This window comes from uncultured Mobiluncus sp., assembly GCF_963511525.1.
GTDB lineage: Bacteria > Actinomycetota > Actinomycetes > Actinomycetales > Actinomycetaceae > Mobiluncus.
Window position 1 is genome coordinate 397,063 of the sequence record NZ_CAUPIY010000001.1, and the last position, 24,711, is coordinate 421,773.

The 24,711-nt window shown below is 54.9% G+C and carries 21 protein-coding genes; 9 read left to right on the top strand and 12 right to left on the bottom strand.

Annotated elements, in window-relative coordinates:
• Window positions 1-71 precede the first annotated feature (71 nt).
• Both RQ935_RS01745 and aspA read right to left on the bottom strand, forming a co-directional pair.
• A complete protein-coding gene (locus tag RQ935_RS01745; protein ID WP_311496942.1) occupies window positions 72-1,691 on the bottom strand; it encodes a DAK2 domain-containing protein in 1,620 nt (539 codons plus the stop codon).
• Between the two features lie 172 nt (window positions 1,692-1,863).
• Window positions 1,864-3,309, bottom strand: a complete 1,446-nt coding sequence (gene aspA, locus RQ935_RS01750) for an aspartate ammonia-lyase (RefSeq protein WP_311496943.1) — start codon at window positions 3,307-3,309, stop codon at window positions 1,864-1,866.
• Between the two features lie 270 nt (window positions 3,310-3,579).
• Between aspA and rpmB the strand changes: the two genes are divergently transcribed.
• The 5 genes from rpmB (at window position 3,580) to tpx (ending at window position 8,240) form a co-directional block, all read left to right on the top strand.
• On the top strand, window positions 3,580-3,777 hold the full coding sequence (gene rpmB / locus RQ935_RS01755) for a 50S ribosomal protein L28 (protein WP_036324183.1): 198 nt from the start codon (window positions 3,580-3,582) through the stop codon (window positions 3,775-3,777).
• Between the two features lie 457 nt (window positions 3,778-4,234).
• Window positions 4,235-5,533: a hypothetical protein gene (locus RQ935_RS01760; protein ID WP_308535680.1), complete on the top strand. Its 1,299-nt coding sequence runs from the start codon at window positions 4,235-4,237 to the stop codon at window positions 5,531-5,533.
• Window positions 5,534-5,765: 232 nt separating this feature from the next.
• Entirely contained in the window at window positions 5,766-7,262 is a 1,497-nt protein-coding gene (locus RQ935_RS01765; protein WP_311496944.1) for an inorganic phosphate transporter, read from the top strand.
• 18 nt (window positions 7,263-7,280) lie between these two features.
• On the top strand, window positions 7,281-7,568 hold the full coding sequence (locus RQ935_RS01770) for a hypothetical protein (protein WP_282921717.1): 288 nt from the start codon (window positions 7,281-7,283) through the stop codon (window positions 7,566-7,568).
• A gap of 174 nt (window positions 7,569-7,742) precedes the next feature.
• On the top strand, window positions 7,743-8,240 hold the full coding sequence (gene tpx, locus RQ935_RS01775; RefSeq protein WP_311496945.1) for a thiol peroxidase: 498 nt from the start codon (window positions 7,743-7,745) through the stop codon (window positions 8,238-8,240).
• Between the two features lie 48 nt (window positions 8,241-8,288).
• On the opposite strand, the gene RQ935_RS01780 is transcribed toward tpx, so the two are convergent.
• From RQ935_RS01780 to infC, 4 genes are read right to left on the bottom strand one after another with little or no spacing between them, the layout of a single operon-like run.
• On the bottom strand, window positions 8,289-9,116 hold the full coding sequence (locus RQ935_RS01780) for an RNA methyltransferase (RefSeq protein ID WP_311496946.1): 828 nt from the start codon (window positions 9,114-9,116) through the stop codon (window positions 8,289-8,291).
• Between the two features lie 28 nt (window positions 9,117-9,144).
• Window positions 9,145-9,528 carry a 50S ribosomal protein L20 gene (gene rplT, locus RQ935_RS01785; RefSeq protein WP_282921720.1) on the bottom strand — a complete coding sequence of 128 codons (384 nt, stop codon included), beginning with the start codon at window positions 9,526-9,528 and terminating at the stop codon, window positions 9,145-9,147.
• 19 nt (window positions 9,529-9,547) lie between these two features.
• The gene (gene rpmI / locus RQ935_RS01790) at window positions 9,548-9,742 is read right to left on the bottom strand and encodes a 50S ribosomal protein L35 (RefSeq protein WP_004006656.1); all 195 of its coding nucleotides are present in this window, start codon (window positions 9,740-9,742) and stop codon (window positions 9,548-9,550) included.
• A gap of 1 nt (window position 9,743) precedes the next feature.
• The gene (infC, locus tag RQ935_RS01795; protein WP_307741716.1) at window positions 9,744-10,814 is read right to left on the bottom strand and encodes a translation initiation factor IF-3; all 1,071 of its coding nucleotides are present in this window, start codon (window positions 10,812-10,814) and stop codon (window positions 9,744-9,746) included.
• A 383-nt stretch (window positions 10,815-11,197) separates the two neighbouring features.
• Between infC and RQ935_RS01800 the strand changes: the two genes are divergently transcribed.
• Complete coding sequence (locus RQ935_RS01800) at window positions 11,198-13,906, top strand: sodium-translocating pyrophosphatase (RefSeq protein WP_311496947.1); 2,709 nt, start codon at window positions 11,198-11,200, stop codon at window positions 13,904-13,906.
• A 2-nt stretch (window positions 13,907-13,908) separates the two neighbouring features.
• The gene (locus RQ935_RS01805) at window positions 13,909-14,973 is read left to right on the top strand and encodes a glycosyltransferase family 1 protein (RefSeq protein ID WP_295027090.1); all 1,065 of its coding nucleotides are present in this window, start codon (window positions 13,909-13,911) and stop codon (window positions 14,971-14,973) included.
• Between the two features lie 123 nt (window positions 14,974-15,096).
• Here the strand turns inward: RQ935_RS01805 and RQ935_RS01810 are convergent, their stop codons facing one another.
• From RQ935_RS01810 to RQ935_RS01835, 6 genes are all read right to left on the bottom strand, one after another.
• A complete protein-coding gene (locus RQ935_RS01810; protein ID WP_311496948.1) occupies window positions 15,097-15,819 on the bottom strand; it encodes an SseB family protein in 723 nt (240 codons plus the stop codon).
• Between the two features lie 36 nt (window positions 15,820-15,855).
• Window positions 15,856-16,596, bottom strand: coding sequence for a bifunctional 1-(5-phosphoribosyl)-5-((5-phosphoribosylamino)methylideneamino)imidazole-4-carboxamide isomerase/phosphoribosylanthranilate isomerase PriA (gene priA / locus RQ935_RS01815; RefSeq protein ID WP_311496949.1), 741 nt, complete (start codon window positions 16,594-16,596; stop codon window positions 15,856-15,858).
• 226 nt (window positions 16,597-16,822) lie between these two features.
• Entirely contained in the window at window positions 16,823-18,658 is a 1,836-nt protein-coding gene (locus RQ935_RS01820) for a cell wall-binding repeat-containing protein (RefSeq protein WP_311496950.1), read from the bottom strand.
• A gap of 68 nt (window positions 18,659-18,726) precedes the next feature.
• Window positions 18,727-19,974 (bottom strand): ABC transporter ATP-binding protein, encoded by a 1,248-nt coding sequence (locus tag RQ935_RS01825; RefSeq protein ID WP_297346409.1) that lies wholly within the window; start codon window positions 19,972-19,974, stop codon window positions 18,727-18,729.
• A gap of 76 nt (window positions 19,975-20,050) precedes the next feature.
• Entirely contained in the window at window positions 20,051-21,784 is a 1,734-nt protein-coding gene (locus tag RQ935_RS01830; RefSeq protein ID WP_311496951.1) for an iron ABC transporter permease, read from the bottom strand.
• A 101-nt stretch (window positions 21,785-21,885) separates the two neighbouring features.
• Window positions 21,886-22,956 (bottom strand): ABC transporter substrate-binding protein, encoded by a 1,071-nt coding sequence (locus RQ935_RS01835; protein WP_295027101.1) that lies wholly within the window; start codon window positions 22,954-22,956, stop codon window positions 21,886-21,888.
• A gap of 252 nt (window positions 22,957-23,208) precedes the next feature.
• Here RQ935_RS01835 and RQ935_RS01840 point away from each other — a divergent pair, with 252 nt between their 5' ends.
• A complete protein-coding gene (locus tag RQ935_RS01840; protein WP_297346408.1) occupies window positions 23,209-24,048 on the top strand; it encodes a sensor histidine kinase KdpD in 840 nt (279 codons plus the stop codon).
• On the top strand, window positions 24,014-24,706 hold the full coding sequence (locus RQ935_RS01845) for a response regulator transcription factor (RefSeq protein ID WP_295027105.1): 693 nt from the start codon (window positions 24,014-24,016) through the stop codon (window positions 24,704-24,706). The genes RQ935_RS01840 and RQ935_RS01845 overlap by 35 nt, the downstream gene beginning before the upstream one ends.
• Window positions 24,707-24,711 lie beyond the last annotated feature (5 nt).

A 24,711-nucleotide genomic window follows, 5' to 3' on the forward strand; every position in this document is an offset into this window, starting at 1 on the left:
GGGAGCCTGTCGGTGAAAATTCGGAAGTTTGGGGAACTCGAAGGTCAATGCAGACAAAGAAACGCCAGACTTCAAAAACGAACTCCGATACAGGTAGGGCCGGGTTGACCTCCGTAGTAGGCGACCAGCTCAATGTCGGCATAGTTCGCCAAAGCAAGCTGCAGATTCATCCGGTCCGTGCTGACGTTTTCGGAACTGATGACCGCGTGGAGTTCTCGGTTTGGCCCCACGTCATTGGCAAGGTCCCGGATTTGGGTGTCCAGGTCATGGTCTGACAGGGGTTCAACCCGGATGCTGGCTTTCAACTCCCGGCAAGCGGTTTCCAAATCGCGCAGCTGTTCCGCGCCTGCACCACGAAACCGCTTTCCCTGCAGAGATTGCACCAGCCACGCAGCGCTCAGTTCATCTTCGGTGTCTGCCACTATTACCGGAGCATCGGAAAATTCGGTATCACCCAAGGAATCGCGCATTGTCAGAGCCATTTCGCGCGATTCAGGGGTGGCGGGGATGATGAGTGCAGAGCGGCCTTTCGGGAGGGCGCGCCACGCCCAACAAATCTGTTCGGGATTTTCCGTGCCTAAAAGGACCGTGGCTCCCGCTCTGGCATAGGTCTCTACCAGTGCCGGCGCGGTGCTGAGGACCAGCAAGCCCGGAGTCACCAGCGGAGCCTGGCGGGCAGCAAAGTCAGACAAAACCACCACGTTGTCAAAATCTGCAGTGAGTCTAGTTAGGGGGTCTTCGTCGCCTTCAAAAGGCTCGGGACGCAAGCCGAGATGATGAATCAGCACAGCTCCATGGGGGTATGGCAGGGCTGCCAGAGGCGAGGGCGTATGTACGTGAGCCACGAAACGTCCCACTCCGATCTCATCTAAAATCTTGCAAACCAGCACTTCGGAGCTGGCCGCTCGCAGGCTTTCCCACAGTTTTCCGGTGGGCATATCCAAGGCTTCAAAATGGAAAGTGGCGGCAAATTCACCGCCCGGCACCGTGTGCCGCAGACTTTCCGCAACGATACGCGACCGATCAGCCCAATCGCTCAACATGGCTTGCACCGTGGAAACATTTGTGGGGGCGTCGCCTTCGGCTGCAGCGGCCAAATCTGCCAGGGCCGCAAAAATCAGACACGCCCCCGCCAGACCGGCATCCCCCACCCCGCCGTGAGCATCAGCGGAATCAACGGTGGCTTCCTGCGCGCAAACCAAAGCCGTGTCCACGACTTGAGACAACGTCAACAGTTCCAGTTCCGAAAGCTGTTCCGAGACGGTAGAAACGAGTCGCGATAACCCGAATTCACAGGTATCCGACCCGCTGACTTCCTGGAACGCCCTATCCATGGCATCGATGGACATCAGCAAATCAGCCGGGCGCACCACCGACGCATCCCCCCAGGCCTCGGCACAGGCGGCAAAACCGGAAGCAAGGAAAATCCCGACCGAACCGTAGGGGAATTTCGCGATTTCCCGGCTCAGCGCCGCCATAAATTCGGCGGGACGTAGGGAGAGGGGCAGGGCTTGCGCCGCACGCGTAGCCGCCGCCCAAGAGTTCGCCAAATTGGCTCCAGTGTTGAAATTCGGCACCGGAAAAGTGTTGAGGTCGTCCAGCAAATCCCGCGCCTGATTCAGGATCTCCCCCGTGCGCACGCACCATTCGCGAAGGTCGTTAGTCTCCAGCTTTTGTCGCGCGGTATCCAAACTTGTTTCCTCCCTGCTTTCCTCCCAAGTTACCCGCCGCAGACCAGTTTTATCGGTTCCCATCCCGATTCGGGGCGGCTTTGCATATTTTGGAATTAAATGTTGGTCCCACTGCCGCTACCCGAAGCAACAATGGGACCAACCAAACTTGGGAATTATCCTCTCCACGGAATCAACGCTGGGGCAGACCCCGTTCATCGTCGCCCCAAACCTTGCCGGTATAGTGGGGACTCATGAGGGACTCTACGCTGAGGACTTCGTCGACTTCCGCAGCGCTCATCAAGCCTTTTTCAATGACCAGTTCCTTGACTGACTTGCCGGTCTTCGCGGCTTCTTTCCCAATCAAGTCACCATTATGGTGACCGATGATGTCGTTTAGATAGGTGACGATTCCGATGGAGTTATGCACGTAAGCCTCGCAGACTTCGCGGTTGGCGGTGATACCGTCGATGCACTTGGTACGCAAGGTGTTAATAGCGTTGGTCAGCAGCTCAATGGATTCAAACATGCACTGAGCTGCGGCTGGTTCCATGACGTTTAGCTGCAGCTGACCAGCGGCGGCAGCGTGGGTGAGGGCGACATCGTTGCCCATGACCTTGAAACAAACCTGGTCAACGACCTCGGGAATGACCGGGTTAACTTTTGCCGGCATAATCGAGGAACCCGGCTGCATCTCGGGAAGATTAATTTCATGTAAGCCACAGCGCGGTCCCGAGGAAAGCAAACGCAGGTCGTCACAAATTTTCGATAGCTTGGATGCCAGCCGTTTCAGCACCGCGTGGACTGCCAGGTAGGCGCCATTATCCGAAGTGGCCTCCAACAGGTTCGTCGCCGGAACAATGTCGTAGCCGGTCACCTCAGCCAACTTTTGGCACGCGACTTTCGGATAGCCCTCCGGTGTGTTCACGCCGGTGCCAATAGCGGTCGCTCCCAAGTTCATTTCCAGCAGCAAAGCCCCGGCGACACTCAGGCGCGTCAGTTCCTCGGCGATGTTGACCGAAAAACCGTTGAATTCCTGGCCCAACGTCATGGGGACAGCGTCCTGCAGCTGCGTGCGGCCCATCTTAAGAATGTCTTTGAATTCTTCACCTTTGCGAGCAAAGGCGTCAGACAGCTCCTGCACCGCCCGCTCGACTTCTAAAAGCAGGGTGTACACTGCTACCCGGAACCCGGTCGGGTAAGCATCATTGGTCGATTGGCTCTTGTTCACGTGATCGTTGGGGTTGATTATGTCGTAGCGGCCTTTTTCATAGCCCAACAGTTCCAGAGCCAGGTTCGCCACGACTTCGTTAGCGTTCATATTCACCGAGGTGCCTGCCCCGCCTTGGAACACGTCCACGGGGAACTGATCCATGGCTCGGCCCTTCTCTAGCACTTCGTCACAGCCCGCCACGATAGCGGCGACAATGTCGTGCGGAAGTACGTGTAGCTCTTCATTGGCCAGTGCCACCGCTTTCTTAACCTGTACCATGGCTCTGACAAATTCGGGAACGTCTTGGATTTTCTTGCCCGATATATGGAAATTCTCGATTGCCCGCAGGGTTTGCACCCCGTAGTAAGCATCCTCAGGAATTTCACGTTTCCCCAGCAGGTCCTCTTCGATACGTCCAGCCATCATCGCTCCTAATCTATTCCCCGGAAAAAGGATTTGTCCACCGTTTTGCCAGAACAACGGCGTTCTGGTAGTTCTATTCTAATCTGCGGGTTCAGCGTCGTGTTTCCGAACGACCGACGTCTTAGGTACACGTGACGAAAGTGCTTTCAAAAGCGGGGTTCGATTTGAGAATCGGTCCGGTTTGCCTTATCATAGTGAGGTTGCTCGTTGAGAGCTGCGGGTTCAAAGCCCGTGAACGACTTTGAAGAATTACAGGAAATCAGAGGTAAGAACATGGCTGCGGTATGCGATGTATGTGGAAAAGGTCCCGGTTTTGGGATGAGTGTGTCTCACTCTCACCGGCGTAACAAGCGTCGTTTCAACCCGAACATTCAGCGGGTTCGCGCCATCGTCGAAGGTACTCCCCGGCATTTGAACGTGTGCACCAAGTGCATCAAGTCCAATCGCGTGGTGCGCAACACGGGTCGCTAAACCCGATTCACTTCTTGAATGCCGCGTCAAGGTTTTTCCTTGGCGCGGTTTTTGTTTTTTCGCATCGTCAGTACAAACCCGCTTCTGCCGTAGCTCTGAATGATAAATTCTTGTAAATAAATTATGAGTTTTCGTACAGTTGTATTCACCTCATAAACTCCCGTAAAATTGAGCAAAATACCAGTTCAATCGGCATTTTGTGGCCATTTCAGGCGATTAGGCTTCCCCGCGTCGATTTTTCGCAAAAATCAGATTTTCACCTCGCTCAGACCCTGATTTTTCCGCATTATTTAGCGGTTTACTCACTGTATCCCGAACATTTAACAGGCAAATTTCTCTGAATTTTTCCTGAGCGTTGCCTGATGATAGTCTCTCCGTAAGCTGGGTGCGCGGCGGCAGGACTTCTCTGACTCTAAACATTCAGCGGTGAATATAGCTACTAAGTATGGAGAAAAATATGAAAGCAAAACACATTCTCGCCTCTGTGGCGGGCGCAGCGTTATTGGGCGGCGCCTTCTTAGTTCCGGCTCAGGCCGACACTTTCCAGGACTTCACTCCGGAAACAGTTCAGAATAACGACAAGCTGCCCGTGGTCAACACCTACCGGGCAAACAACTACCTCAAGGCGAACATTTTGAACGCCTACCCGGTGTGCAACGCCGGCGAGGATCTGCGTACCGTCATCTACAAAGTCTCGACCAACTTCGAGCCGAAAGGTACGATTTCCACCACCAACCGCACCAACGCTTCGGTACCGCTGACCCAGACTCTGTCAAAGACCGAGTCGATTAGCTTCACTTACCACAGTGACCTGAACGCGGGCGTCAGCGCCACCGCTTCGACCAACACACCCGCAGGTCAGGGCCCCAACGCTTCCATCACCGCTTCACTGGCCAAGACTATCGGCTACTCCATCTCGTACTCCCTGTCCTACACCGCTGGTCAACAGATTGGCCCTTACCAGGTTCCTGCCGGCAACACTGGTGAAGCCACCTACGGCTTCCGTACCATCACCATGACCGGCACTCAGCAGGCATGCAAGCCTAACGGGACTTGGGGCCATGCTTTCGCCTGGACCTCCAAAGCCCCGGTTAAGAACGAAGTTGTCGTCAAGATGTACGCCACGCCGGACGGCGCTCTGGGCGGCAACGGCGACACCAACGCTTCTCAGGACGCGGGATACCCCCAACCCACCGAAAAGTTCGTGGCCTCCACCGAGCTGAAGCCCGTTGATCCGGACGCCGTAAACGACGGCAAGCTCGACTTGGCTCCCTTCCTCACGGTTTCAACCGCTAAGGCTGCCGGTTACGCCGGTACTGTAGCTCTGCGTGTCAAGAACGTGGGTACCGAAAACTACTATGGCGAGTTCCCGACGGTGTCTTTCTTGGTGAAGGTTCACCAGGTTTCCGGCCCGCAGGGCGTTGACCGTCGCATCACCACCGGCCGGTTCAAGGGTTCTACCGTTGAGGATTTGGGCTTCGATCGCGCCTCCTCCACGCGCACCTTCCGCGTCACGATGTCTAACCTGATTAAGCCCCAGCAGGAGATGCTGCTCGCTAACTTCAACTTCGGCGACGGCTACATCGGCAGCGCGAATGGCAAACACAAGCGCTTGCAGAACTGGATTGAGGTTTCTCAGCTGGGTCGCCTGGCGAAAGATGTTTCCATCAGCAATGACCGTTACCTGGATTCCCGCACCTTGGGTGTCACCCTGACTGATGGCCGCAAAGCCAAAGCAAATCTGGGGGTTTTCTAAGCCTGCCTGTATGCAAAAATTTGCTTAGAAAATAATCTTTTGGGGAGGTTCGCCACGGCGAGCCTCCCCAAAAGATTTTTAACAGAAATTCCGCCCAAAATTTACACGCATTTAACATCCGTGCAATGTTCAGTTAACAGTCAAAAGGTAGAGTTTCTCTGGTTGCCGGGCGCGGGCCGCAGGCCTAATACGACGGCTTGAGCCTCCGACAGTCACACTCACAATCCTAAGGATGCTAATTTTGGAAATTACTGCCACTATTGTGCTTGCAATCGTCATCATCACGGCGCTATCTTTCGATTTCACCAACGGCTTCCACGACACCGCCAACGCTATGGCCACTTCTATCTCGACCGGTGCCCTCAAGCCCTTTCAAGCGGTGGCGATTTCTGCCGGTTTGAACATGGTCGGAGCGTTCCTCTCCGTGAACGTCGCCGCCACAGTCGCCAGCGGCATTGTCGATTTGAGTTCTTATGACCTCACCAACCAGGCCGAGGGTATCAACCTGTTGATGGTGGTGTTTTCCGCCCTGATAGGAGCCATTATCTGGAACCTGTTTACGTGGCTGCTGGGGTTGCCTTCCAGTTCCTCCCACGCCCTGTTCGGCGGCATGATTGGCGCGGCGTTCGCGGCGATGGGTGCCGGGGGCGTGGAATGGGGTTCTATCCTGGGCAAGATTGTGATTCCTGCCGTGGTCTCTCCCCTCATCGCGGCCGGCGTGTCCGCCACAGCTACTGCCCTGGTCTACTGGATTACGAACACGATTCCAAAAGAGCGAAAAGCCTCCCACTTCCGTCACGGCCAAGTCATCACCGCTTGCCTGGTGTCACTGGCTCACGGCGCGGGCGATGCCCAAAAGACGATGGGCGTGATTTTCCTGGCCCTCATCGCGACCGGTAATGCAAGTGCGGAGGATCGGATCCCCGTCCTGGTCATCCTGGCTTGCGCGGTAGCAATTGCGGCAGGAACGCTCTCCGGTGGCTGGCGGGTTATCCGCACTTTGGGTAAAGGTCTGGTCGACCTGGAGCCTCCCCAGGGAATGGCTGCAGAAGCGACCTCCGCGGCTATCATTCTTACCTCGGCTGCTGGGGGGATGGCTTTGTCCACTACCCACGTGACCACCGGTGCTATCTTAGGCACCGGATTGGGCAAGAAGGGCGCTACCGTGCGCTGGGGAGTCGCCATGCGGATGGCGTCAGCTTGGGTCATCACCCTACCCTGCGCCGGTGTGGTCGGCTATGCAACCTGGTGGATTGCCGCTCTGGCGGGTCGGGCGCACCCCATAGTCGGGGCGCTGCTTGACCTGGCCATCCTGCTGGTGATGGTGGTCCTCATCGTGCTGCGTTCGCGCAAGAATTCTGTGGGGGCTCACAACGTGAACGAAGAGTGGGATCCGAACGCCGAGTCGATTGATTCTTCGCTACAAACCGCGCCGACCCGCGAGGTCGACGCGAACCTGCGTGAGGACATCGACGAAATCATGCAAAAGGGCTTGGATAAAGCCGCCGAAGCCGCCCTGGTGACCTCACAGTCGCGAGCTGACCAGATAACCGAGCTGAGACACCAGCGCGACGACTTGATTGAGCAGCTGCGCAAACTCGATCGTGAACTCGAAGAAGTGCTCTTTTCAGACGAGCATCTGAAGGGCGAACGTAACGTTCCCGTCACGGCCAGCGCCAGCGCGGGTAAAACGGTTGCCGCCACTGCTTCGGAATCGCCGGAAAAGTAACCTCGGAAAGGATGAAAAATGACTGTCGAAATGGCTTGGGCAATCGTTCGAGTGGCCGCTTTGGCCCTCATTTTTGGAGCCGGGATTCCCATGCTCTATGCCCTAGGGATGCGCGCTCATGCCGGGGATCCCATTCGTGATGAAACCGGTGAAGTTATCGCTGACACTGAGCCAACGCCGCAGATGCGAGCTCTAGGCTGGGCAGTCTACGGTTCTCTAGCGGTCATTATCGTGGCCGCTATTGTCTGGGTGGCAAAAGACTCCATAGAGTTCTACACTGGATGGGCACCCTTTGGGGCAATATAAATACTTTCTGAAAAATTCGACACTAGTTGCCTCGGTTTCCGGCCGAGGCAACTACCTTTTTAGACTCCAGCCCCGAATTAGGGGTCTTTTCCGGGTATATCGCGAGCGGGGCGTTTCGCTTAGTCTCACTACGGTTTCAACCTGACCGGGAAAAGACACTGTTAGGATGGGGATATGGCTACAACTCATTTGCAAGGTAATCCCGTAAATACTGTTGGTTCACTGCCCGCGGTGGGTTCTCCCGCCCCGGACTTCGTGACTGTCAAACAGGACCTGTCTGAAGCGAAACTGTCTGATTTCCGCGGCAAGACAGTGCTTCTCAACATTTTCCCCTCCATTGATACGGGGGTTTGTGCAGCCTCAGTACGGCGTTTCAACGCTGAAGCAGCCCAGCTCGACGGGGTGGAAGTCATCTGTGTTTCGCGCGACCTGCCTTTTGCCCTAGGGCGTTTTTGCGCCGCGGAAGGTATCGACCACGTCATCACGACTTCGGCGTTCCGTTCCAACTTCGGCCAGGACTACGGTGTCCAGCTAGCAGACTCCCCTATGGCCGGATTGTTCGCTCGTTCCATCGTGATTATTGATTCGAACGGCGTGGTGAAATACACCCAGCTGGTCGACGAAATCACCACGGATCCTGACTTTGAATCGGCTCTGCAAGCACTGAACTAGGCTCCCCCGTTTTCGTTGTGGTTCAGCGGCGACCGGCAAAACCACCGGCTACAGCCGCTGCGCGGCCGCGCTCAGCCACAGGCACAAGGTCGCCGCGGACGTCACATTGAGGGACTCGGCACGCCCAAACATGGGAATGGACACCAACACATCGCACCAGGATTCCTCGGTCGCGTCCAGCCCGTGCGCTTCATTGCCCATGACCCAAGCGACCTTCTTGTCACTCCAGGTCGCGGCCGTAACCGGGGTCAGCATGACGTCACCGGATAGGGACGTGCCCACAATGGTCCACCCTTCAGCACGCAGAGCCGCCACCACTGCCTCTAAATCCTGAAACCGCGGCGTGGGAACATGAAACACACTGCCCACCGAAGCGCGAATAACTTTCGGACTGGTTGCGTCGGCACAGTATTGCCCCATAAACACCGTCGACGCACCACAAGCGTCAGCCAGTCGAATCAGTGTCCCCGCGTTGCCCGGGTCTTGAGTAGCGGGCAGAATCAAAGCCAGGGTCCCCTCCGGCGAGGCCGGCACGGACGGAAAAGCCTCAAAACGCGCTACCGCAATCCACCCTTGTGCGGCATCACTCAGCACCTTCTCAACTTGCGGGGAAATAATATGAATATGCAGCCCCCCCGCAGATACTGTGGACTGAGCAAAATCCAACAGCTCCGGGCGAGTCTCGGCGCCCGCCTCGGTCACAAATAAATCTGTCACCGCCCCCTGAGGGGCACTATGCAGCAGCTCAGTGACCGCTTGGGGACCTTCCACCCGCGTTAAACCCGAACGCAAACGCGCGGAACGCCGCGAAAGCCCCGCCACCTTCCGGATGCGTTCGCTTCCGGGGTTGTCGAGGATTTCGCGACGTTCCACCATAGAATTTTTGATTGATAAACGCCGGGCTTTAGGCAGCCGCGGGAGCGTTTACATCTTTGGGCAGAGCAGCCTGTGCAGCTTTAACCAATTCGTTGAAAGCCGCAATGTCGCTAACTGCCAGTTCCGCTAGCATCCGCCGATCGACTTCAATGCCAGCCAAACGCAGACCCTGCATGAAGCGATTGTAGGTCATGCCCTGGGCGCGGCAAGCCGCATTGATGCGAGTGATCCACAGCCGACGGAAGTCGCCCTTGCGCGCCTTGCGGTCGCGATAGTTATACACAAAACTGTGGGTGACCTGTTCCTTAGCCTTACGGTACAGGCGAGAACGCTGGCCGCGGTAGCCCTCGGCCCGTTCCAGAGTGGTGCGACGTTTCTTGTGAGCGTTTACTGCGCGCTTGACACGTGCCATGATTTATCTCCTTTTTCCTTTACTTACCCAACAGCTTCTTCATGCGTTTCACGTCAGCGGGAGCCACGACCTGATCCTGGCTGAGGCGACGAGTCCGCCGAGACGACTTGTGTTCCAGCAGGTGGCGTTTGTTAGTCTGTTCGCGCATCAGCTTTCCGGAGCCTGTAACACGAATCCGCTTTTTAGTCCCAGAATGGGTTTTATTCTTTGGCATATTATTTCTCCTCTTTCTTAAGCGGGGCCTTCTTGGTGGCCGGTTTATCGGTTTTGCCCGCGGTTGTCTTGGGGGCAGCTTTCTTGGTGGTGCCAGTCGTTCTCCGGGCAGGAGCCTTGGCACTGGTGGCAGCAGGTTTATCGGCCGCCGCAGTGGTTTTCGCAGCCGTTTTCCGAGCCGGCGCTTTCCGAGTGGCCGGTTTTGCGTCATCCGGGCTTTGGTCTGTATCAGCCACAGGGTTCGCCGCTGGCTCCGAGGTTTCGGACGTGGTAGAACTGGCCGGTTTCTTTCGTGCTGGCGATTTGGCAGCCGGCTTCGCGGCGAGAGGCTCAGGAGCCTGGGAAGCCGCGGCGGCCAGGTTGCCCGAACCGAGCTGATCGAAAGTCAGCGGCTTCAAAACCGGGGCGTTCGCTTGTTGAGCCACGCGTTGCTGGTTGCGCAAAGCCCGTTCCGCCTTGGCGTCACGCTTCGCTTGACGTTCGTCTTCGCGGCGCTTGCGCTGTTGGCTCACGGCGTCAGTCTTTTTCTTAACCGGGCCGATTACCATAGTCATGGAACGACCGTCCTGCCGGGGGGCGGACTCAACAACACCATCATCTGCGATGTCTTCAGCCAAACGTTCCAAAAGTTTGATGCCCATTTCAGGGCGGCTCTGTTCCCGTCCCCGGAACTTAATCATGATTTTGACTTTGTCTCCGCCATCGAGGAAACGCAGAATGTGGCCTTTTTTCACCTCGTAGTCGTGGTCGTCAATCTTCAGTCCCAGGCGGATTTCTTTCAGCTGCGTACTGGCCTGATTCCGGCGTTGATCGCGAGCCTTTTGCGCGGCTTCGTACTTGTATTTACCGTAATCCATCAGTTTGCACACCGGAGGATGCGCTTCGGGGGCAACTTCCACCAGGTCCAGACCGGCGTCATCGGCCAAGGTGATAGCCTTCATAGTGGCCACCACTCCGATTTGTTCGCCGTTAGCACCAATCAGGCGCACTTCTGGCACCCGAATTTGGTCATTAATCCTTACGTCAGTAATGAGGACTCCTTGCTTGTAACCACGCCGCGAGCCAAAGCACACACAAAGTTACCCCACGTCTGTGTCATAAAAAGCACAGCCGAGCGCTTTAGACCGTAACCCAAGACGTGCGTCTCCGAAGGAAAACTGCACCGGGTGGAGGTGGGAAAACTTTCCGCTTGCTTCGGCATACAGCCGAACAGAGTAGATTCTAGCCTATCCGCGGGATTTTCGCACATTTCGTGTTTCCAAAGCATCTCGAAACCAAAGCAGCAACGGGACCACCCAAGGGTCGCCTAAAAAAACTACGAACACGACCGGGCTTGTGACTGCCCATTTGAGATTGTCCGGTGCAACCCAAGCTAACGCTCTGAATCCCCAAAAATCCCGGAAATGCCGCCTAAAATTACAATTGAGGTATCGACCTAGGGAAACGAGGCTGACCGATGATTCCTAACCTGAAAGCTCTGGCTGCAAGCTTCGCGGGGGCACTCCCGCAGACTGGCGCGAGACAGGGAGACGGACCCGGCGGCGGCGAGGCAAACCTGATACTTCCCGATTTATCCCTCGCCAACATACACGGCATAGCCGGTACCAGCCTGCTGATTTTCGGCATGGTAGTGTGCGTCGCCGGTCTGGTGTTTGGCATAGTGACGTTCTTTAAACTCCGCAGCCTGCCGGTACATCAATCCATGCTGGACGTCGCCGAACTCATTTATTCCACCTGCAAAGCCTACTTGGTGAAACAGGGGAAGTTCCTGTTGCTGCTGTGGGCTTTCATCACGGTCATCATCCTGGTCTATTACAAGGTGCTGGTGGGTTTTAGCTGGGGCAAAGTCGGGATTGTGGTGTTATTTAGCCTGCTGGGGATGGGCGGTTCGTTTGCCGTGGCCTGGTTTGGCATTCGGGTCAACACTTTCGCTAACGCCCGGGCGGCTTTTGCCTCGCTGCGCGGCAAGCCCTACCCCGTCCACCAGATTCCACTGCAGGCCGGGATGTCCATCGGAACCGTGCTGATTTCCCTCGAACTGTTCATGATGCTGGTTATTCTGGTGTTCCTGCCCGCTGACGTGGCCGGTTCGTGTTTCATCGGTTTTGCTATCGGGGAGTCACTAGGGGCGTCCGCGCTGCGTATCGCCGGGGGTATCTTTACCAAGATTGCCGATATCGGTGCGGACCTCATGAAGATCGTGTTCAAAATCGATGAGGACGATCCGCGTAACCCCGGCGTTATCGCCGACTGCACCGGCGACAATGCCGGAGATTCGGTAGGTCCTTCCGCTGACGGTTTTGAAACCTACGGCGTCACCGGCGTGGCTCTGGTGACTTACGTCATTCTGGCAGTGCCGGACATTTCTATTCAGGCGCTGCTGCTGGTGTGGATCTTTACGGTGCGCGCGGCAATGATTCTCGGTGCGGCGCTGGCCTACGCCATCAACGCCCTGTGGGTCAAGGGGCGTTACGAGGACGCGAAACGCATGAACTTTGAAACCCCGCTGACGACACTGGTCTGGCTGACTTCGATTCTGTGCATCGTGCTGATTTTCCTGGTGACCTTCTTTGTGATGGGCGAACAAGGCAACCACCTGTGGCTGAAACTGGCGACCATCATTACCTGTGGAACCCTCGCGGGAGCCTTAATTCCAGAACTGGTGAAAGTGTTTACCTCTACCAAAGCGCGTTTCGTGCGGGAAACCGTGAAATCCTCTCGTGAGGGCGGTGCCTCATTGAACATTTTGTCCGGTATGGTTGCCGGCAACATGTCCGGATACTGGCTGGGAATTACGATTGTGGGTCTGATGGGAATCGCTTTCCTGATTTCCCTGCTGATACCGGAATCCCTGATGGCAGCTCCGGCAGTATTTGCGTTTGGCCTGGTAGCTTTTGGTTTCTTGGGGATGGGTCCGGTGACCATCGCCGTTGATTCCTACGGTCCGGTCACCGACAATGCCCAATCAGTCTACGAACTGTCGCGTATCGAATCGGTAGAAAACATCGAAGCCGAGTTGATGGCTGACTTCACCATTAAACCCGCTTGGGACACCGCGAAACTCATGCTGGAGGACAACGACGGGGCCGGTAACACTTTTAAAGCCACGGCAAAGCCGGTTCTCATTGGTACCGCCGTGGTAGGCGCCACCACCATGATTTTCTCTATCATCATGACGCTCACAGATCGTCTGCAAGATGCACAAGCCGTGGGCAATCTTTCACTGCTTCACGCCCCGTTCCTGCTGGGGTTGATTACCGGGGGCGCCGTCATTTACTGGTTCTCTGGGGCCTCTATCCAGGCGGTAACGACCGGGGCAAACCGAGCTGTGGCGTTTATCAAAGAGAATATTCACCTCGATGCCAGCAACGAACGTGCCTCCGAAAAGGACAGCCGAGCGGTCGTCGAGATTTGCACGCAGTACGCCCAGCAGGGCATGTTGCTTATCTTTCTGGCGGTGTTCTTTGCCACACTGTCTTTCGCGTTTGTCGAGCCGTTCTTTTTCATCGGCTACTTGATTTCTATCGCTATTTTTGGCCTCTACCAGGCTATATTCATGGCTAACGCTGGCGGGGCTTGGGACAATGCAAAGAAAGTCGTGGAAGTCGATTTGCACATGAAAGGCACCGAACTGCACGATGCAACCATCGTCGGGGATACGGTCGGCGATCCGTTCAAGGACACGTCCTCGGTGGCTCTGAACCCGATTATCAAATTCACCACCTTGTTTGGCCTGTTGGCTGTGGAGTTAGCGGTGAGTTTAACGAACCAGGGTCAGGCGCGCTTGGTGCATATCCTGGCCGGGGTCTTTTTCGTGGCTTCAGCCTACTTCGTGTGGTGCAGTTTCTATCAGATGCGTATCCGCGGCGCCTCTCGTGACTCCATGCACGATCACGAACCTCCGGTCGACACGGCTTTGAACGGAATCCCCAGCGTGAAAGACCGGGTCACCCGGCCGGCAATGAAGATTATGCCGCGTCCCGGTGGTATCGAAGCCCCCATTGACGCGGCCGCGCTAGACGAGATTCTCGACTCCTCACCAACGGATGACAGCCCGGACACCGACCTCTTGGATCAAGTTCCCGACCTTGAACTAACGGAAGAATCATCGCCAAGCAATCCCCCGCAGCCACCTGACCAGGCTGCAGAAAGGAAAGGGGAATAACCATGAAACTGGCAATTAAATGGGAAAATGCCCAAGTTGACGAAGCCGGGCGAGTGTCCGGACACTCTGCCGGAGACACCCTGGTGCGACGGATCTTACGGAACTTCCCCGACTCCATCCTCATCGGCGGCTCCGCCCGCCGCGCCGAAAACTTCAGCGTGGCTCCGATTGAGATGCTCGACCCGACTGACACGGCCGTCATCAATATGGACGTCATTGACTCGCCCCGACTGTGGCAAAAAATGCACAACGCAGGCGCGGAAAAACCGCACATCATGAACTTTATGTGGTGGTCTCCACGCGAAATGACTACGGTAGAGGGCATTGCCTCGATGGCCCTGTCTTGCGCCCTGTTCCCCACTTTTGCAAACTCGGAACGTACCGCCATGGAAGTCCGGGAGATTGCCGAGAAATGGACCGTGAAACCGCTGCATGAACAGATGCAGCTGGGGTGGGTAAACCTGGGCTTCCGCCTGGCTCACGTCCGACCGCGGGTTGAGACAGAGGTCCCCGTCGTGCTCTACCCCTCGATTTACCTTTCAGCAAAGAAGCGCCCGGATATTTTCTTGGATGTGGTCAACTGGGTACACCGCCAGATTCCGCTGCGGGTCGAGATGCGTTTGCACGAAACCCACCTGGTCAGCGAAGCCGCCATGAAGTTTTCCCATCGCGACTGGATTTGGGTGGGACCTTTGACCGCCACGCGTCAGTCCTATTGGGAGGCTCTGGCACATACGACCGCTTTCCTGGCGACCACCGAGGAAGAATCCTACGGCATCGAGTACGTAGAAGCCTTGGGCGCGGGAGTCATCGGCGTCTTTCCTGACCTCGAATGGGCTCACGCCCTGGTGCCGGCAGACTACCCGTTCTTTTATAAGTCAGTGGAAGAAGCCAAGAACATGTTGTGGCAGGTCCTGGTTAAACCCGCGGAGGCTCGAAAGAAAATGGACGCGTCGGCCGGCGGTTCGATTCAGAAATGGATTGGCGAACACCACTCGGACGATGTCTTTGACGAAGCCCTGATTCAACACGTCGTGGACTGGCTGGGCGATATTCCCCACGCCTAGGGTCTTTCACAAGGGTGGTGGCGCTGGTAGCACTAGCGTCCCGTTTCGGGTTCGCAAGCGTTCCCGCCCACCCTTCCGGTAACGTCGCGTCACCTGGTGTGAGTGTGGCTCGTACGGAAGCCGTCAGCGCACGGGGAGAAGCTGCACGTAAGTGGCGCGTGGGGGGATTTCTGGCGAACGCAACAGGGATCTGTAAAAGCGTTTGACGGCAAGTTTCGCGGCGTCACGGTCGTCAGGGGTGCGGACTGTGACGACCAGTCCCCCCGCCGGACCGGCTGCGATGGTCTCAATTTCGGCGCCCGTATGGGCTGATAGCGAGCTGAGCAGTGTCGCGAGTTCGGCATCATGCCAAGCCGGAAGCCAATCGTCGCCGCTGACCAGGGCGTTCAAAGCGGGCGGTCCTAGCATGATGCTCGGCGCATAGGCGTGAATCCACTCCGGGTTTTTCGCCAACGGCTTCGCTTGAGTAGCACCACCCAGCGCCACCGGGGCATCCAACCACAGAAATCCCTCAATAGCCAACGCCGCCAAAGCTATTCGCGCGGGGTTGACCAGCAGCGGCCGATGGTGTCGCGGATCCCTCAACTCCGCGAAGCGTGCCGCGCTGGAATACACTGGCAAGGCAGCCCCGTAGGGGGCATAAACGGTCGAAAATGATGGCGATTCGCAGTTTCCTGAAAGTGCCACGGGAGCCTTCACGATGAGGCGTTCCGTTTGCAGCGCTGAAAACAGTTCAGCCTGCGCTGCCCCCACATCTTTGGCAGCTGCCAGTTCCAGGGCGCGCCCGGTTCCGGGCAGTAAATCACCGCAATCTGACGAATAGGGATTGTTTGCCAAATGTTTCATGAATGTTGCCGCGCTTTCAAACAGAGTCCCGCAGTTTTACTCCGCCAGACTCGCCAAGGCTTCGGTTACCGTGAAACGTTGCTCATAGATGGCTTTGCCAACAATGACACCCTCCAGGTTCGGGTGAACCTCCGCCAAGTCCCGCAGGGCGTGCAGGTCGCGCAGGGCAGACACACCCCCGCTCGCCACAACTTTTGCCGAACTGGATTGACACACGTGAGCCAGCAGTTCCAGGTTCGGCCCAGTCAAGGTGCCGTCTTTCGATACATCCGTCACCACGTAGCGGGCACACCCCAAGGCGTCCAAATCCCGCACAATCTGGTCCAACAGCGGCCCTTCACTGACCCAGCCGCGTCCATAAACTCGCTCGCCGCGCACGTCCAAACCGATTGCGATACGCTGCCCAAATCGCTCAATGGCCGTGGCGCACCACTGGGGATTTTCGATTGCGGCAGTACCCAGGTTTACCCGCGCCGCTCCGGCATCGAGCATGCGGCACAGCGAGTCATCATCACGCAATCCCCCGCTGACCTCAACTTGCAAATCGGGATAGGCCCTAACAAGGGATTCGACCAGGTCGGCGTTGGAGCCTCGCCCGAAAGCCGCATCCAGGTCGACCAGGTGCAACCACTTGGCGCCAGCCGCCAGGAAGTCCGCCGCGACCTCCCCCGGCTCTCCATAGGTTTTTTCCGTCCCGACTTTCCCTTCGGTCAATCGGGTCGCTTTCCCGTTCACCAGGTCAATCGCCGGTAACAGTGTCAAAGTTTGCGCCTGCACACCATTCCCCTTCCGTTGTCTGTGCTCATACGATCTGAACGATTATCTTTTCCCGGTTCCACCACGTTAGTCTTGCATACCACTGATAAATTGCGAATTCTTGAAGAATAAGCTCACTACAAACCATGCTAGAGGGTGGGGAAAACCTGTGTCTTCGCCCACCCTCTAGGATGATTCAGTTATCTCTGCGACTGCAAATTATGGCATTTACAGTTACCTGTTTCAGCTACTTCAAGGGCAGATTTGCCGCTTTTAGAGCCGACTTAACCATGTCGATATTAGGAATTTGTGTATCGCGCGTCCCCGGCAGAGAGCCCGTGGAGCCATCCATGCGAATGGTCCAGGTCAACGTAGACGGTTGCATTCCCGCAGCGGTGTCCTTAGCTTCCCACTCGGGGAGGTTGGGGCTGGGCAGGTAGTACGTAGGATTGGGTAGCTTCACCCAATTGTCAGCTTGGCCTCCCATCAAGTCAGACCACTGATCACCAAAGTTGCCAACAATTTGGTAACCCAGTTTTTCCTGAATATATTGGCGAGTGCCGGCTTTGAATTGTACCGTGTTGCACTTATTCTTCCCTAGGTCACAGCGCTTTTGCTCCTGCAAGTATTTCGGCATCGGCTTATCTTTCAAGAACTTGGTGAAGTACTTGTCCGCCTGGAACAAAGCATTGCCTTGCTCGTCAACGTAGCCCGCATCCTTCAGGTTCTTAACCGTGTAATCCTTTTGGGCATCGTTACGACCGGTCAAGCCGATGATTTCACAGCCTGCTGCTTTGACCTGCTTGACCAGGGCAACCATTCCGGGAGTGGCGGGCATCTGGTTCTTAGCAAACCATTCATCCTGGCCTTTCGGAGTGAACTGGAAGTTCATGAAGTTGTCTTCCATATCGTAGGTCCACAGGGTGGTGTCATCGGCGTCGAACACTGCTGCCGGTTTCTTTCCTTGAGCCACCGCGTCCTGGCAAGCCTTGGCAATACGCGGGGCAGCTTCGGCAGCAATGGAAGTCACGTCCTCAATGTAACGCGAGGAAACCTTGTTAGCGATTCCGTTCTCATCCGCGCTGTAGTAAGCCCTGATAGTCTTTTTGGCCAAGTCGAAAGAAATCAGATCTTTAGCCTGAAGGTTCTTTCCATTGGACCCGTCATCGCGGTACTGGAAAGTACGCTGGGCCACGCAAGCCAAGTTAGCCGAATCTTGTAGGGCTGCTGTGCCGCCGACAAAGGTTAGCGGCAAATCGGTGACTACCGGGGAGCAGTCGGGCTTAGCCAAGTACAGGGGCATCTGTTGGATTGCAGCCGCCGGAACCGCAGTCAGCGCGTCGGGGAAATTCACCCCCGAAACTAAGAATGCGCCCTTTGCACCAGTTTGCAGCTTGGCAATCTGTGCCGCAGTATCGTAGCGGTCCTTGCCACCAATCCGGGTAACCGGTTCGGCGGATTTGACCATAGAATCAGGCACGACCTGTTCCCCACCGAAAATGGTAGCTTTACCGGCAACAGTTGCCTCGTGACCGGGACCTACCAGCAAGAGCGGGCTTCCCTTCGAGGCGGCATAGGCTCCTCCAGCCAAAGCATCCGGGAAGTTCATCCCCGAAGCGACAAAGTATTCTGCCGGTTTGGCAAACTTTTCACTAATCATCTTGGCGGTTTCGAAACGATCCTTGCCGAAGATCCGTTCAACTTCCAAACCCTTGATTGCTTCCAGTTGCTTTTCCACGCCAGAGGGCAGCACACTGTCTCCACCGATAAGGTAGGCCTTCTTTGGCAGCAGCTTTTGCAGATAAGCCAATTGATCAGCGGAAAGAGACTTGCCCACCAAGAGGATTGGTGCCTTCTCCTTGGCGGCCAAAGGCCCTGCCGCCAGAGCGTCAGGGTAATTCATTCCCGTGGCCAAAACCACAGTTTTGGCAGCAGAGAAATATTGTTTCGCAATGTTTAGCGAGGTGTCATATCGATCCGTTCCGGAAATTCGAGCTTGTGGAGTAGCCACCGCTACACCGGCAAGCCCGAATGACAACGATGCTGCGGCAGCAACGGCCGCTAATGTGGTTAGTTTTTTCATGTTGTGTAGCCTAACAGTAGCGCGAATAAATTAATGTGAAATAGCAAAAATATATCTTCGTTCTCCCCTCATTCTCGTTCATCGCTCAAAAGCCAAGCCCTCTCAGTTTCAAAACCGACCGCCACTTTTTCGCCTTCTTGAAAAATGTCAGCTTCGTTAGGATCCGCACTGACGCACACCACGGTACCGTAAGCAGTATCAACCTCATACTCTACAGTTTCGCCAAAGAAAACCGCTGCCTGCACAGTGCCAATCAATGGCGGGGTCTCCGCCCCTAAACGTTGTAACCGGATAGACTCCGGACGCACCAACAGGGTCGTGCTGGTCCCATGCAATGCGTTTGGCTGAGCCCGCACCGTGGTAGTTTGGTTCAGAGTTTTCACCACTACCGGCACGCCCTTCGGTTTGTCCTCGGGTACAGTGGCTGGAACCTCCGTCATATCTGCAACGTCTGGCTGCGACACAAACTCGGCGGGAACAAAATTCGCTCTGCCCACAAAATCCGCCACAAAGACCGAAGCGGGCCGACGATAAAGCTCCTCCGGGGTAGCAATCTGTTCAATGCGTCCTGCATTCATGACCACAATCCGATCAGACAGACTCATGGCTTCACTTTGGTCATGGGTCACATAGATTGAGGTAATGCCTAGGCGACGCTGCAAACGACGAATTTCTTGGCGCATCTTAACACGAAGTTTTGCGTCCAGATTGGACAGCGGCTCGTCGAACAGCATCACCTTTGGTTTCATGACCATAGCGCGAGCCAAGGCCACACGCTGCTGCTGCCCACCCGAAAGCTGATTGGGAGCCCTATCAGCGAGCATGGTCAGGTTCATGGCAGTCAACGCCACATCAACTTCTTCATCCATCTGTTGACGCGGCATCTTTTTCAGTTTCAACCCGTACTGCACATTTTGACGCACACTCAGGTGCGGGAAGAGCGCATATGACTGGAATACCATAGACATGGGCCGTTTATTGGGAGGAAGTTTCACCATATCTTCACCGTCCAGCAGTACCTGACCACTGGTCGCGTTCTCGAAGCCTGCAATCATACGCAAAGTGGTGGTTTTGCCACATCCGGAGGGACCTAACAAGGTGATGAATTCACCCGGTTTTATGTCCAAATTAATATGGTCAACTGCTGTAACCTCCGCTGTGCCCGTCCCAAAAGTCTTGACGATATCAACCAGGCGTAAAGCACCAGGAGTGCTCTCAGCAGTAGTTTCCGTCAATACCGACAAGGCGGCGGTATCAAGTTCATCAGTGTCTGGGCTGCCCGGGGCGGAAGTTCTTAAATCAGTGTTTGTAGCCATTTTATTTCCTTCTAATTGTCTTCAGATTCTGATTACTGCAAATAACTCAGGGGTTTACTATCTGGATTGAAAAACATCACAATCCACCTCCTACCTGGCGCTGAACTGGCGCTTTATCGCGAAGAATCAGATTGATTCCACCGATAACAGCCATCACAATAACGATGAGGATGGTGCAGAAAGCAAAAGCATTGCCAAAACGTCCCGCATCGACCTCTGCCAGAATCTGGCTGGTCATAATCTTCGTCGTAGGAGTGGTGATGAAGATGATGGGAGACAGCGTCGTCATAGAACGCGCAAAAGCATAGGTCAGACCGGTGAGGTATGCGGGACGGATAATCGGCAGCGTGGTACGAGTAAAGGTTTGCAGGCCCGAAGCACCCAGAGAAGTGGAAGCCTCGTCAATAGCCTTATCCACCTGTTGCAGGGCTGCGATACCTGACCGTTGTCCTGCCGGGGTGGAACGGGCAATGTAAACCAGAATGATTGCCAGAGCACCGCCGAAGATAGAACCCCCACCAGCTAAGGCTGGAGTGAGATTCCAACCCAAGAAGGTGACCGGTTGATTATAAGTAATCAGGTAGCCAATGCCGATAACCGTACCGGGAACCGCCATTCCCAGCATGCCTATGAAATCTAGAATTGCAGCACCGCGACGCAGCTTCACAACAACCAACCAGGCCAAGAGCATACCCAAGATGCCTGCTATTGGGGTAGCAATCAAGGCCAGAATAGTGGTGTCTACCATGGCTTCATTACCAATACCAGAAAGAATATAAGCGAAGTTGTCCAAGGTGAAGGTGTTGTCCACACCCAAGATATTTACGAAAGCTCCGATAATGACAGAGGAATAAATAACGATGATTAGTCCACACACCAACCAAGCCAAGGTAGCCAAGATGATGGAAACCGGCCGGTTCTCAAGCATTTTTGGCTTTCCAGTAGGTTTGCCTGTAACCGTCACAGTGGAATTACGGTTACTCCAATAACGCTGCACGATAAAGACCAACAAGGCCGGCACCAACAGAAGCAGAGAGAAAGCCGCGCCGGCGGCGGTGTTGTACTCGCCGTTCACCGCAATGTATGCCCGTAAAGCTAAAACAGTGAAGTCTCCACCGATAACCAATGGGTTGGCCAAATCCGCGATGCCTTCCACGAAAAGTAACAAGAAAGACGCCCCGAAACCGGGAATCAGCATGGGGAAAGTCACCGTGCGAAACACCGTCCAAGCGTTACCTCCCAGGGAAGCAGAGGCCTCTTCCGTCGCGGGGTCGAGCGACCGCAACATACCGGCAAGATTCTGATACGCGACCGGGAAGAAAGATAGGGACAACACCAAAGTCAAGCCAGGTAAGCCGTATATATGCCAGTTTTGTCCCAGCAACTGATGAGAAATAATCCCCCGGCTACCAAACAGGGTGATGGAGGCAGTCGCCACCGCAAATGGAGGAGACACAATGGGAAGCAATGAAAGCAAATGCATGACTTTCTTCCCGCGACAACGCACCTTTACCTGCACGAACGCCATCAGGAAACCGACAATGGTACCCACGGAGGCAACGGTCAAACCCAAAACCAGAGTATTCATAATGATTACCAGGTTGGATTTTGAGGTAAACATCTTTCCCAGCGCGTCCATACCATCGGCAGACAGCGCCGTGGACAAGACCTTCAGCAGCGGTAATCCCACCAGGAAAAACAGGAATATGCAGACTATTGCCACCAAAATCAAAGTAACAGGATCCGCTTTTACCTTCGTACGTTGTCTTTTCCGAACGTTAGTCTTAGAGACCTCAGCCGTTATAGTCATAATGATTCTTTCCAGCTCAACATTGTGGATTAAAAGTCAGGCAGCCATGCTTTGACTAGCCATATGCTTGGCGCCCAGAGCGGGCTCTGGGCGCCAACAACTTATTCCTTCGGCTGACCCGCAACTTCCTCATCAAAGCGTGCAGTCAGACCACTCTTGGCCTTAGCAGCCGCGAGGAAGTCGTAGTCGATGAGTTTGATTTCATCAAGTTTCGCCATCTTATCGTTGCTCTTGGCAGCCGGATTCGTCAGCACCTGGTTGGAACCCACAGTTTGACCAATATTCTGAGCCTCCGCGGAAATAGCCCAGTCAATGTACTTCTTAGCTGCTTCTTCGTGTGCCGTGTTCGCAATCATGCCCACACCACCGATTTCGTAACCAGTGCCGTCCTCCGGGAAAGACACCACCAAATCTTTCATACCGCCATCACGATATTTCACACAATCATGGCTAAAGACCAAGCCTACGCCGACTTCACCACGACCAGCGATTTGTCCCGGAGCAGTACCGGACTTAGAGTATTGCAGCACGTTGTTGTTCAGCTTCTTCATCCAAGACAGGGCTTGGTCTTCGCCACCTTGCAAAATAGTTTGAGTCCACAAAGTCGTGAAAGCGGTGCCGGATGTGGAAGGATGCGCAGTGGAAATCTGCCCCTTCAACTTGGGGTTGAGCAAATCATCCCACTTCTTAGGAACATCAACGCCGAGTTCATCCAAGACCACCTTATTGGAACAAAATCCCAACACGCCAATATAGACACCAGTCCAGTTATGGTCGGGGTCCTTGTACTTTTCCGGAATGTCTGCGGCAGCCGGAGAATCATAGGCCTTAATCAGCCCCTTCTCGACTGCAGCACCGTAACCATCCACGGGACCACCGTGCCAAACATCAAACTCAGGGTTAGCTTTGGCAGCTTCCAAACGGGCTACAGTTTCACCCGAAGACAGACGCACGAAACTTGTCTTAATTCCGGTTTTTTCAGTAAAGCTCTTGGTCCACGCCTGGCACAAATCTTCCATAGCACCACAGACCACGGTAAGAGACTCTTCCTGCGACCCCGCTGAGGCTCCCGTGCTACTTCCTGCCGGTCCACAGGCACCGAGGCTGGCGACCATACCCAGAGTCGCCACGCCCAAAGCTAAACGCTTAACTAATTGATTGTGAGATAACATGATTGCTCCTTAAAAAGTGAGGCCCGTCTTTGGGCAGCGCTTCTTCCGTTGAATCGCTTAGAGTCATTATGACCGGATAGAATGTCAGAAAGTACGTCTGCTGGGTGGCAGACGGTGACAGCTTTGTCACTATCAGGTTTTTAGGACTAACAAGCCCGCCTGCCTTGCCCAGGCTACGATTCCTGATGCCTCACCTTTCGCGACCCAAGCACGTTACTGACTTTCTTGACACAGTTTTGTAAGGGGACTGAGATGGCCTGGATACTTCTTGGCGTGGTGACGCTACTTTGCCTGGCTGCTTTGGCCCTGTCGTTCTTTTTATGGAGGAAAAACCGCAAATGTCAGACGGAACTGGCCTGGTTACGCGAAGTACATGACCAATACACCAGGAATCCCTCCATCCTGGCTCATGAGATTCGCTCGCCGCTGACCGTGTTGATTGGCAACTCGGAGCTATTGCGTGATGAAGCCGTTGGTAAACTCAACGACCGCCAGATTGAGATGGTCGCCAGGATTGAGACGAATGCGAATTTGTTACGAGACATGGCGGAAGATTTTCTGATGAGTACCCGTTTGGATGCACAACTATTCGAGTTAAAAATCCAAACTTTTGACATCGTCAGCTTGATCCGACAAGTAGTCAACGATCTCGCTTCAATTCGACAGGCTAATCTGACAGTTAACCGCAGGGGACGGCCCATCTGGGTTCAAGCTGACCGGCGTTTGATTCGGCAGGCACTAACGAACTTGATTAATAACGCTATCAACCATGCGGGATTGGAAGCTCGTATCACGATACGCCCCTACCGCAATGACGAGGGATGCGTGATTGAAATCAACGATACTGGTGCGGGTATGAGTGAAACCGAACGGGAACAACTGTTCAAACCTTTTGCCACCGGAAATACTGGTCGTCCCGGAGCCGGACTCGGAATGATGATTACGGAAAAAATAATTCATCTCCACCAGGGCAAAATCCTGGTAGATTCAATAGCGCAGCACGGAACCACCATATTCGTGATTCTCCCCTATACCAATCAGAAAGGAAAGCCATCCGATGACCACAGAATCATGGAAGGCCTTGGTGCTTGATGACGATCCTCACATCGCTTCAGTCATTACTTTCTCATTGGAAACGCGCGGATTCAGCTGGGAGACAGCTTCAACCGGTAAAGAAGCCTGGAATCTGCTGAAAAAACAGCATTTCGACCTGGCAGTTTTAGACGTTATGCTGCCCGACATTTCGGGTATAGCTTTGACACAAAGGATTCGTACTGCCTACTCCCTCCCAATAATTCTCGTCTCAGCTCTGGGGGAAGAATCCGAACGCATCGAGGGCTTAGAAGCCGGGGCTGACGACTATATTGTGAAACCGTTCTCGCCCCGAGAGCTGGCTTTGCGTGCAGTATTGGCGGTGAAACACGGCTCCGGCCGCGCGGATGCCGCTATGGTATCCAATGGTCCTCTGCAACTGAATCTGCAAACCAACACAGCCACTTGGAATGGAACCCGTCTGGAACTGACTGACATCGAGTTTAGGTTCCTTCTCACTTTGGCTTCTCAGATTGGTAAGGTCGTCCCCATTTCACACCTGTTAAACGAAGTTTGGCAAACACAGGAAACTTCCGGGGCTCGGGACATGATTAAATCAACTGTGTATCGTTTACGTAAGGGGGCCCTGGCACAGATATCGAAGCCAGATTTAATCGTGAACGTGCGCGGCCTGGGCTATTCCATGCAAAAACTGTGACCGTG